This is a genomic window from Micromonospora sp. KC213, from assembly GCF_004348325.1.
GTDB lineage: Bacteria > Actinomycetota > Actinomycetes > Mycobacteriales > Micromonosporaceae > Micromonospora.
Window position 1 is genome coordinate 1 of record NZ_SMKF01000188.1, and the last position, 10,904, is coordinate 10,904.

8 protein-coding genes are annotated in these 10,904 nt (G+C 68.7%); 3 read left to right on the top strand and 5 right to left on the bottom strand.

The window, feature by feature from the left end:
• From E1166_RS26190 to E1166_RS26210, 5 genes are all read right to left on the bottom strand, one after another.
• Positions 1-2,575, bottom strand: a 2,575-nt coding sequence (locus tag E1166_RS26190; protein ID WP_132342616.1) for a carbohydrate-binding protein, incomplete at its 3' end; no start/stop codon positions are given.
• Between the two features lie 392 nt (positions 2,576-2,967).
• Complete coding sequence (locus tag E1166_RS26195) at positions 2,968-3,894, bottom strand: ABC transporter permease (RefSeq protein ID WP_243710520.1); 927 nt, start codon at positions 3,892-3,894, stop codon at positions 2,968-2,970.
• Between the two features lie 112 nt (positions 3,895-4,006).
• Complete coding sequence (locus E1166_RS26200) at positions 4,007-5,575, bottom strand: sugar ABC transporter ATP-binding protein (RefSeq protein WP_132342618.1); 1,569 nt, start codon at positions 5,573-5,575, stop codon at positions 4,007-4,009.
• A 23-nt stretch (positions 5,576-5,598) separates the two neighbouring features.
• Complete coding sequence (locus E1166_RS26205; protein WP_132342619.1) at positions 5,599-6,654, bottom strand: sugar ABC transporter substrate-binding protein; 1,056 nt, start codon at positions 6,652-6,654, stop codon at positions 5,599-5,601.
• A 29-nt stretch (positions 6,655-6,683) separates the two neighbouring features.
• Positions 6,684-7,988, bottom strand: a complete 1,305-nt coding sequence (locus tag E1166_RS26210) for an enolase C-terminal domain-like protein (protein ID WP_132342620.1) — start codon at positions 7,986-7,988, stop codon at positions 6,684-6,686.
• A gap of 324 nt (positions 7,989-8,312) precedes the next feature.
• Here E1166_RS26210 and E1166_RS26215 point away from each other — a divergent pair, with 324 nt between their 5' ends.
• The 3 genes from E1166_RS26215 to kduD are packed head-to-tail and all read left to right on the top strand — an operon-like array spanning position 8,313 to position 10,862.
• Positions 8,313-9,017, top strand: coding sequence for a FadR/GntR family transcriptional regulator (locus E1166_RS26215; RefSeq protein WP_132342621.1), 705 nt, complete (start codon positions 8,313-8,315; stop codon positions 9,015-9,017).
• 58 nt (positions 9,018-9,075) lie between these two features.
• Complete coding sequence (locus tag E1166_RS26220; protein ID WP_132342622.1) at positions 9,076-10,104, top strand: alcohol dehydrogenase catalytic domain-containing protein; 1,029 nt, start codon at positions 9,076-9,078, stop codon at positions 10,102-10,104.
• Entirely contained in the window at positions 10,101-10,862 is a 762-nt protein-coding gene (gene kduD / locus E1166_RS26225; RefSeq protein WP_132342623.1) for a 2-dehydro-3-deoxy-D-gluconate 5-dehydrogenase KduD, read from the top strand. Before E1166_RS26220 ends, kduD begins: the two co-directional genes overlap by 4 nt.
• Positions 10,863-10,904 lie beyond the last annotated feature (42 nt).

Below are 10,904 nucleotides of genomic sequence, written 5' to 3' on the forward strand. Positions count from 1 at the left end.
GCGAAGCCGCACCGGAACACGACCAGATCTGCACCTGCGTCCCATCAGCCGAGCTACCGTTGCGCAGGTCCAGACACTTACCGCCGATCCCCACGATCGGCCCCGTACCCGGCGTCGGCGTCGGGCCACCGGTGTTGAAGGTGAACGCGTCGACGTCGAAGAGGTACCCGGAGCCGCCGGCGAAGGTCAGGTAGAGCGTGGTGGTGCCGGCGGGTGCACCGGACATCGAGCCGGTGACGGTGGTGAAGGTGTCCCACGAGCCGGTCGACGCGACGGCGACGGAACCGAGGATGGTGCCGGTGGGTGAGCCGGCCCGCACCTGCAACGTGCCCCCCGCTCCGCCGGAGGACACCCGCGCGCTGAACGACGCGGCGTTGCTCAGCTTGTACGGCTCGAAGGCGATCCAGTCGCCGTTCTCCACGTTGCCGACGGTCTTGCCGCCCTGGGCGGTGGACTTGTCGAAGGTGGCGATCCCGGACGAGCTCGTGTAGTGCTCGGCCTGCCGGTGCTTCGGCTGAAGGATGTGCTGCGTGTGCGTGGTGAGCCCGGCGTTGTCGGTGTACTCGGCGTCGAAGACGGCGAAGATGTTCGCCGCGTCGTCGTGCTCACCGTCGACCGGGATGGTGATCGTGCCGGAGCAGCCGGTCTTCGAGGTGATCTGGTGACCGTGGCTGTCGTGACCCAGGATGTAGGTCATCTTGACCTTGGCGCAGTCGATCGCACCGTCCTCCGGATCGGTCACGGTGATGCTGAACGGCACGGTGTCGCCGAAGGCGAAGAGCTCGCCGGCAGCGGGACTGTTGACGGTCACCGACGGCGCGGTGTTGCCCACCGTGATCCGCACGTTGGCGGTCCCGGTGGCACCCTCCGGGTCACGTACGGTCAAGGTAGCCGTGTAGCTGCCGTTGGTGTTGTACGTCTTCGTCGGGTTGGCGGCGGTGGATGAGGTGCCGTCACCGAAGTTCCACGCGTACGTCAGCGCCCCGCCCTCCGGGTCGGACGAGCCGGCCGAGGAGAAGTTCACGGTCAGCGGCGCCTGGCCGGCCGTCCGGTCCGCGTTGGCCACCGCGGTGGGTGCCCGGTTGCCCGCGCCGACGTAGTCGAACCGGTAGAGCGCGGAGTTCGCGTCCCCGTTGTGGAACCCGGTGCCGTAGTCGAGCACGTAGTACGCCCCGTCCGGGCCGAAGGCCGAGTCGATGATCTGCGTGCCGCGCCACGGGAAGTTGTCGATCACGCCTGGGGAGCCGTCTGCGTTGACGTGGATCGGCTTGATCCAACGCCGGCCGAACTCGGTGGCGAAGAACTGCCCGTCGAACGCCTGGGGAAACTTCGTCGGCGAGTTGAGGTTGGGGTCGTAGCGGTACACCGGCCCGGCCATCGGCGCCTCGGCGCCGCTGCCGAACTCCGGCGGGCTTCCCGCGTCGCCGCCGTACCGGATCCAGGCCGGCTTGGCCGCGGGCAGCGTGCTCAGGCCGGTGTTGCGGAAGGAGTTGTTCGTCGGCCCCCCCGAGCAGTTGTACTTCGGGCCCGCCGTGTTGGTGGCGAAGTTCCACTCGGAGTACGTCTCGGCGTTCGTGTTCGCGCCGGTGCAGTACGGCCAGCCGTAGAAGCCGGGGCCCGGGACGCGGTTGAACTCGACCTGACCCTGTGGACCACGTGCCGAGGTCGCTCCGGCGTCGGGCCCGTAGTCGGCGACGTACACGACGCCGGTGGCCTTGTCGACGCTCATCCGGAACGGGTTGCGGAAGCCCATCGCGTAGATCTCCGGCCGGGTCCGGGCCGTTCCGGGCGCGAACATGTTGCCGGCCGGGATCGAGTACGACCCGTCCGCGTTCACCTTGATCCGCAGGATCTTGCCGCGCAGGTCGTTGGTGTTGGCGGCGGTACGCTGCGCGTCGAACGCCGGGTTGCGATTGGTCCGCTCGTCCAGTGGGGAGTACCCGGCTGAGTCGAACGGGTTGGAGTCGTCCCCTGTGGAAAGGTACAGATTGCCCGCCGCGTCGAAGTCGATGTCGCCGCCGGCGTGGCAGCATATTCCTCGGTCGGCCGCCACATCCAGGATGTCCACCCGGCTGGATGCGTTCAGGCTGGAGTCGGCGTTGAGGGTGAACCGGGAGAGCCGGTTGACCCCCTGCCAGGCCGACCAGTTGCTGCCGGTGGCCGGCGCGTCACCGCCCGGGGTGGACAGCGGCGGGGCGTAGTAGAGGTAGATGTGCCGGTTGGTGGCGAACCCCGGGTCGACGCCGATGCCCTGAAGGCCGTCCTCGTCATGGGTGTAGACCGGGACCGTGCCGATCACCGACGTGTTCCCGTTGGCGTCGGTACGGCGCACCGTTCCGTTGCGCGCGGTGTGCAGCACCGAACGGTCGGGAAGGATGGCCAGCGACATCGGCTCGCCCACCTCGGAAACGCCGCGGGCGAGCTGGACCTGCTGGAAATCGGCGGCGTTGATCGGGTGCGCCGAGGCCGGAGGCGTGGTCGCGAGTGCGGCGACGAGGGTGGCCGCGGCAAGCAGGAGGGCCGAACCCGCGGCCTGCCAGCGCACGGCAACCGTTCTCTCGATTCGGGTGGACATGAAGGTGCAATCCCCTTCCTGAACAGGTGACTGCCAGGCTGGGGCGCGCGCCGACGCGCCGAGGCCGTAGCCGGAGGTGTTGTCGGCCTACCGGGTGCCATGCCCGGAGGAGGCCGCTACCGCCGAGCGGGGGCAACAGCTCGGAGACAGTGCAGGTCGATGGTCACCGCGCCGTCGGAACGCATCGACAACCATGATGGTCGTGCGACGAGAGTAGAGGACTTTCGCCCGACCTGTCCATACGTGCGTCCGAGCCGGCCACACTTTCGCTCAACCACGAGAAAGTCGGTGTCACGGCGTAGCGAGGCACGCGATCCAGAGCGTCGCCACCGTCGTGACCACGCGCACGTCAGACAGCGGAATGCCGGGCGGGTCGCCGTCGCGTGAAGTGCCTATTCTTGCGCCTTGCCCCCGGTGATGCGGGACACGACAAGGGCGATGAGGATGATGGCGCCGTTGAGCGCGCCGATCCACTGGGCTGGTACGCCGGCCAGCGTCAGCACATTCTGGATCATGAACAGGAGCAGGATGCCGGTGAAGGCGCCGAACATGCTGCCCTTGCCGCCGTTGAGACTGACGCCACCGATGACCGCGGCGGCGAACACGGTGAAAATGGCGCCGTTTCCCTGCGAGGCCGCCACGGAGGCGAGGCGGCCGGACAGCAACAGCCCACCGAGGGCGGCGAGAGTGCTCGCGCTGACCAGGGCGACCCCCAGGACGCGGTCGGTACGGATACCCGCGGCTCTCGCCGCATCGACATTGCCACCGATGGCGTAGAGCGATCGCCCAAAACTGGTGTAACCGAGCAGAACGATGCCGGCGGCGAACAGTGCCACGCAGATCCAGATCGACGCGGGGATGCCCCACCACACCGCCGTGCCGAGATACATCATCGACTCGGGCAGGGTGAAGAACGTCTGGCCGCCGGAGATGCCGGTGAGCAGGCCGCGCAGGACGATGAGCATGCCCAGCGTCACGATGAAACCATGCAGACCGAACCGGACGATCAGCAGGGCGTTGGCGATGCCGATCAGCGCCCCGACCGCCAGGGTGATCGGAACGGCCCAGCCGCCGGGTACCAGTCCGAGTCCGTGTCCGGCGCCGACGGCGACGGTCATCCAGGCGGCGACGCCCGGGGCCAGGCCGAAGGTGGACTCCAGCGACAGATCCATCTTGCCGGCGACCAGGACGATGGTCTGGGCCAGCACGAGTAGGGCGATCTCCGACATCGTCTGAACGATGTTGATCACATTGTCGGGCTTCAGGAAGACCGGATTGATGAGCTGGCCCACGATCGCGATGATGATGATGGCCGGCACCAGGGCGAGATCCCGTAACCGAGCGAGGGCGACCCGGCCGGCGATCCGGCGCTGGCCGGGTGTGCCCGCCGTGGCCCCACCCGTCGTGCGTGCCTCCGGTGCAGTCGTGGTCTCAGGCATCGATGGTCAGTCCTTCCATTGCGGCCACGATGTCCTGGTCACGCCAGCCGCTGGGCAGGTCGGCGACGATGCGGCCCTGGAACATCACCAGGACCCGGTCGCACAGTCGCAGGTCGTCGAGTTCGTCAGAGGCGATGACGACAGCGGTCCCGGAGTTGGCGACCTGCTCCACCTTGCCGAGCAGGAACTCCTTGGACCGTACGTCCACCCCCGCGGTGGGAGTGACAAGGACCAGCAGTCGTGGGTCGCTCGCCAGGGCACGGGCCATGACAACCTTCTGCTGGTTGCCGCCGGACAGCCCGGAAACGGGCAGCTCCGGTCCGGGCGTTTTGATCGCCAGGTCGTCGATCGCCGCCGCCGCCACCGCGTCCCGGCGCCGGGTGCTGAGAAAGCCGGCCGGGCCGAGCCGATCGGGAATCGTCAACGTGGCGTTGTCGGCGATCGACATGCCGGCGACGAGCCCTTGGTGGTGGCGGTCCTGCGGGACGAATCCGATGCCGGTGGCCAGGGCCGCGCTGACATCACCGGCGCGTGGCCGGCGGCCGGCGACGGCGATGGTGCCGGCATCGGCGGCGCGCAGCCCCACGATCGTCTCGGCGACCTCGGTCTTGCCGCTCCCGCCTGAGCCGGCGAGGCCCACGATCTCACCGGCGCGCACCTGGAACGACACGTCTTCGAAGGCGCCCGCCGAAGCCAGGGCAGCCACGTCGAGGAGCACCCGCGCCGACGCGGCCGGCCCGGTACGCGTACGGGGCGCTTCCAGACTGTTGGCCTCTCCGGTCATCGCGGCGACCAGGTCGCGGCGAGGCAACTCGCTGACCGGTGCGGTGACGATGTGTCGGGCGTCGCGAAACACGGTCACCATGTCGCAGATCTCGTAGACCTCCTGGAGGTGGTGACTGATGAACAGAAAGGTCACCCTCTGCTCCTGCAGGTCACGGATACCGGCGAACAGCCGGGCGATCGCGGCGGCGTCCAGCTGGGCGGTCGGCTCGTCCAGGATGACGAACCGGGCTCCGAACGACAGTGCCCGGGCGATCTCGACGAACTGGCGCTGCTCGACGCTCAGGTCGCCCGCCCTGCTCCGGACGTCCACGTCCACCGACCACGCGGTCAGCAACTCCTGCGCCCGCCGCCGTAGCGAACGCCAGCTGATCAGTCCGCTGCGCCCCCGGTCATACCGGTTGATCAGCAGGTTCTCCGCCACGGTCAACTCGGGAATGATGGTCGACTTCTGGTAGACGCATGCGACGTGCCGCCGCCACGCGTCGCGATCCGACAACCGCGGTGCCGGTGCACCGGAGAACCGGACCGACCCGGAGTCCGGAGCCTGTAGCCCGGTCAGAATCGACACCAGGGTGGACTTGCCCGCGCCGTTGCGGCCGACCAGCGCGTGCGTCTCGCCGGGGCGCACGGTGATTTCGGCGTCGTGCAGCGCCACCGTGGAGCCGTACCGTTTGGTGATGTTCGCCGCCTCGGCGACCGGCAGATCCAGCGGAGTCTGCCCGTCGCCGGTGAGGGCGGATACGGAGCGCGCCGGACGCTGTCCGCTGCCGCTCATGTGCGTACCATCCTTAAGGCTGGTCAGCCGATGTTGTTGCCCCACAGGGACTTGTCGTCGGGCTTCAGGCTCGGCACGCCGCCGTAGACGCCGCCGTCGGCCGTGACCAGCGGAGCGGACAGCTGGTCTTCGAGGACCCCTGGGCGTACCTCGATGATCGTGCTGTCGTGGTCGGTCGGTCCGGGCTGGAAGGTCTTGCCGTCGATCGCCGCCTTGAGGTAGTACAGCGCGTACCTGGCGTACAGGTCGGCCGGCTGGGACACTGTGGCGTCGATGTTGCCGGCGGCGATGTCCTGCAGTTCCTTCGGGATACCGTCGTTGGAAACCACGAACACGTGCCTGGGGTCGTCCGGCTTGGTCAGCAGACCACGCTGCTTGAGCAGCTGCAGCGTACCGGCCAGCGCGAAGCTGGACTGCATGTAGACGCCCTTGATGTCGGGATGCTCGGTCAGCCGGATCTGCAGCTTCTGCGAGGCGACCGCCCCGTCCCAGTTGGTCGCCTCTCCGAACACGGTGATCCCCGGGAAGTTCTCCTTCATACACTCGTTGAACGCCTCGGTGCGGTCGCGGCCGTTGATCGAGGCCAGGTCGCCCTGCAACATGACGACCTTGCCGGCGCCCTTGAGCTTGGTGCCCAGGAACTGGCACGCCTTCTCGCCGTAGGCGCGGTTGTCGGCGCGCACCACCATGAACACGTCACCCTGATCAGGGCGGGTGTCGATGGTCACCACCGGGATCTTCTTCGTGGCCAGGGTCTGCAGCGCCGGGGCGATGGCGGCGGTGTCCTGCGGCGCCATCGCGATGCCCTTGACGCCCTGACTGATGAAAGTCTGCACGTTCGAGGTCAGCTTCGCCACGTCGTTCTGCGAGTTGGTGGTCTTCAGATCGAGCTTGAGTTCCGTGGCGTACTGCGGGGTGTACTTGATGTACGAGTTCCAGAAGTCGGTGTCCGAGCGGGGGTAGTCGACACCCACCACCGGTGCGCCACCGCTGGCGGTGGTGTCGGTGCCGGCGCACGCGCTGAGCAGGATGGTGGACACGGCGGCCACCGCGACCACCGCCAGTCTCTTACGTTTCATCACAGCTCCTATCGGAGAACAGGCTCGGATCACGGCTCGGCGGACACCCACTGCGGGCCGTCCGGATAGCGGTACGCGGCGATCGACGCCGGGTGCATCCGGGCCCCCAGACCCGGGGCGGTCGGTGCCACGTAGTGACCATCACGGATCACGACCGGGTCGACGAAGTGTTGGTGCAGGTGGTCGACGTACTCGATCACGTGCCCCTCGGTGGTACCGGAAACCGCGACGTAGTCGAACATCGCCAGGTGCTGCACCATCTCGCACAGGCCCACGCCGCCGGCGTGCGGACAGACCGGCACCCCGTACTTGGCGGCCAGCAGCAGGATCGCGACGTTCTCGGTCACCCCCGCGACCCGGCTGGCGTCCATCTGCAGGATGTCGATGGCACCGGCCTGCAGTAGTTGTTTGAACATCACCTGGTTGTGGCAGTGCTCACCGGTCGCGACCTTGATCGGTGCCACCGCCTCGCGGATCGCGGCGTGGCCGAGCACATCGTCCGGTGACGTCGGTTCCTCGATCCAGTACGGGTGGTACGGCGCCAACGGCTCCAGTGAGGCGATCGCCTGATCGACTCCCCATGCCTGGTTGGCGTCGATGGCGATGCGGACGTCCGGTCCCACCGCCTCACGTGCCAACCGCAGCCGTCGTACGTCGGCGTCCGGGTCTGCGCCCACCTTCAGCTTGATCAGACCGAATCCGTCCGCCACGGCCTGCTTCGCCAGGCGTACCAACTTCTCGTCGGTGTAGCCCAGCCACCCCGGGGTGGTGGTGTAGGCCGGGTATCCCCGCTCGAGCAGGTGCTGCTGGCGCTCGGCGCGTCCGGGTTCAGCGCGCCGCAGGATCTCCAGCGCCTCCTCACGGGTCAGGGCATCCCGCAGGTAGCGGAAGTCGACGAGGTCGACCAGCTGCTCCGGCGTCATCGCCGCCAGCAGCCGCCAGACCGGCTTGCCTTCCCTGCGGGCGTACAGGTCCCAGGTCGCGTTCACGATCGCGCCCGCGGCCATGTGGATCGCCCCCTTGTTCGGGCCGAGCCACCGTAGCTGGCTGTCGCCGGTCAGCCGGTCGGAGAACCCGCCGAGATCGGCCAGGATGTCCGCCAGTGGCAGGCCGATCACGAGTGGTGCGAGCGCCTGCACCGCGGCGACCTGCACGTCGTTGCCGCGCCCCACGGTGAATGCCAGGCCGTAGCCTTCCTGGCCAGCGCTGGTGCGGATCGTGACGTAGGCCGCCGAGTAGTCGGGCTCCGGATTCATCGCGTCCGATCCGTCGAGCTCACGCGAGGTCGGGAAGCGGACATCCACCGCCTCGATCGCGCTGATCACCTCAGCCATGACGGCTACCTCTTCCCACGCCCCGGCCTGTCGGCCACCGCGTCGTAGCTGTTCCCACGCCGCCCACACGCACCGCCGTCATCCCGACAGCGTTCCCGGCATGGGATGTCTTTTATAGCCTTAGCCAGCCGTCCAGTCCAGACACAGATCGAAAACCTCGGCGCCACAAGGGAATACCCTGATGGCATCGAGGAGCGCAAGCGACCGCTCGGCTACTCAAGGTTCTCTGACATGGGATCACCCTGCTAGGCTTTCCGGCCACCAGCAACCTCCGTTCTCCTCCCCGACCTCGTGGCCGGGGCTGACCGCCAGAGGCACCGCACCATGTCACTGACCGACAAGGCCATGACGCGCATCCGGGAGCTCATCCAGTCGGGTGAGCTGCCGCCAGGATCGAGACTGCCGCCGGAGCAGCAGCTCGCCGCCGACCTCGGTGTCGGGCGCAACATCATGCGGGAAGCCGTGCGGGCGCTGGTCGCCGCGCGCGTGCTGGAGGTACGGCGCGGCAACGGCACCTTCGTCACCAGCCTGCAGCCGAAGCTGCTGCTGGAAGGCATCGGCGATGCCGTGGAACTGCTGCAGGGCGACACGATGCTGGAGCTGACCGAGGTACGCCGGCTGTTCGAACCCGTCGCCACCGCGCTGGCCGCCACTCGCGTCACCCCGCGGCAGCTCGCCGAGGTCAAGGGGCATCTCGACGCCATGCGCGCGGCGGCGGACGACGTGGAACTGCTCAACCAGCACGACGCCGCGTTCCACCGCGCGGTCATCGCCGCCACCGGCAACGAAACGCTCTCGACGGTACTCGAGGGCATATCCAGTCGAACGCTGCGCGCTCGGGTGTGGCGAGGATTGGTCGACGCCGACGCCGCGGGACAGACGCTCCGCGAACACGAGGCGATCTACGCCGCGCTGGTCGGCGGCGACGCCATCCTGGCCCAGGCCGCGGCACTGATGCACATCACCACGACCGAGACGTGGCTCCGGGCGCACCTACGCGACGACGAGCCGGCAACGCGGCCGATCTGACGAGCGACGCCTGGCACAGCGTCGCTCAGCGAACAACACTCCCGAATAGAGGTCTCTCATGCGTTCAGCGCTGTATGCCGGCGACGCGACGATCGTGGTCGAGGACCGGCCCCCCGTCACCCCTGGGCCCGGGCAGGTGCAGATCGAGGTGGCGTACACCGGCATCTGCGGCACCGACCTGCACATCCTGCACGGTGCCATGGACCAGCGCGTCCAGACACCGCAGACGATCGGTCACGAGATGTCCGGCCGGGTCGCCGCCCTCGGCCCCGGCGTCGATGATCTGACCGTCGGCCAACCGGTCACGGTCATGCCGCTGGACTGGTGCGGCACCTGCCCCGCCTGCCACGCCGGACACCGCCACATCTGCCACCGGCTCAACTTCATCGGCATCGACTCGGCCGGCTCGATGCAACAACGCTGGACCGTGCCGGCAGGCGTCGTGGTACCCCTGCCGCCAGAGCTGCCGCTCACCCACGGCGCGTTGGTCGAGCCCACGGCGGTCGCGGTACACGACGTACGCCGCGCCGAACTGCGGTCCGGCCAGAAGGCTGTCGTGATCGGCGGTGGACCGGTCGGCGTGCTGATCGCCCTGGTCTCCCGATCGGTCGGGGCGCAGGTGACCATCCTCGAACTCGACCCGCACCGACGCGCCGTCGCCCAGGCTCTGGGGCTACGCACGCTCGACCCAGCGCACGACGACATCGCCGCCGAGGTCGACGCGTGGACCGAAGGCGCCGGCGCCGCGGTCGCCTTCGAGGTCTCCGGCTCGGCCGCCGGCGTCGACACGGCCGTCGAGGTGCTCGCCGTACGCGGTCGCCTGGTCGTCGTCGGCATCCACAACCAGCCACGGCAGGTCGACCTGTTCCGGTTCTTCTGGCGGGAACTGACCATGGTCGGCGCCCGGGTCTACGACCGGGGTGACTACGACACCGCCATCGACCTGCTCAGCCACGGCAAGGTGCCGGCCGAGGCGCTCATCTCCCGCATCGAACCGCTCGACAACGCCGCCGCCGCGTTCACCGCCCTACGCGCCGGCGGCGACGTCATGAAGGTCCTCATCGACTGCCAGGAGGCCACCGCGTGAACCCCTTCGACCTCACCGGACGACTCGCCGTCGTCACCGGCGCCCGGCGCGGCATCGGGCTCGCCATGACCGACGCCCTCGCCGCTGCCGGAGCCGACATCATCGCCGTCAGCGCGCACCTCGAACCCACCGGCAGCGAGGTCGAGAAGCGGGTGCGCGGCCACGGCCGCCGCTTCTCCGGCTACCAGGTCGACCTCGCCGACCGCGACGCCGTGGTCGCGCTCGCCGATCGGCTCGAACACGACGGCCGCTTCGTCGACATCCTGGTCAACAACGCCGGCATCATCAAACGCACCCCTGCGGCCCACCACTCCGACCAGGACTGGGACGAGGTGATTGCGGTGAACCTGTCCGCCCAGTTCGTCCTCAGCCGGGAGATCGGCCGGCGCATGGTCGAACGTGGCCACGGCAAAATCGTCTTCACCGCGTCGCTGCTCAGCTTCCAGGGCGGCATCAACGTTCCCGGCTACACCGCCGCCAAGTCCGGCCTCGTCGGGCTCACCCGGGCGCTGGCCAACGAGTGGGCCGGCCATGGTGTCAACGTCAACGCCATCGCCCCCGGCTACATCGCCACCGACAACACCCAGGCGCTACGCGACGACGCAGCCCGCAACGCCGCGATCCTCGACCGCATCCCCGCCGGCCGCTGGGGCCGCCCCGACGACCTCGCCGGAGCCGTCGTCTTCCTTGCCTCGCCGGCGTCCGACTACGTCAACGGAGCCGTGATCCCCGTCGACGGAGGCTGGCTCGGGCGATAAGGCTCTGTCCGGTTGAGGGGCGGCCGCGGCGTCCACCGCCGC

Coding starts and splice junctions, on each gene's coding strand:
- E1166_RS26210 (WP_132342620.1), bottom strand. CDS start 7,988: ATGGCTGAGGTGATCAGCGCGATCGAGGCGGTGGATGTCCGCTTCCCG.
- E1166_RS26215 (WP_132342621.1), top strand. CDS start 8,313: ATGTCACTGACCGACAAGGCCATGACGCGCATCCGGGAGCTCATCCAG.
- E1166_RS26220 (WP_132342622.1), top strand. CDS start 9,076: ATGCGTTCAGCGCTGTATGCCGGCGACGCGACGATCGTGGTCGAGGAC.
- E1166_RS26200 (WP_132342618.1), bottom strand. CDS start 5,575: ATGAGCGGCAGCGGACAGCGTCCGGCGCGCTCCGTATCCGCCCTCACC.
- E1166_RS26205 (WP_132342619.1), bottom strand. CDS start 6,654: ATGAAACGTAAGAGACTGGCGGTGGTCGCGGTGGCCGCCGTGTCCACC.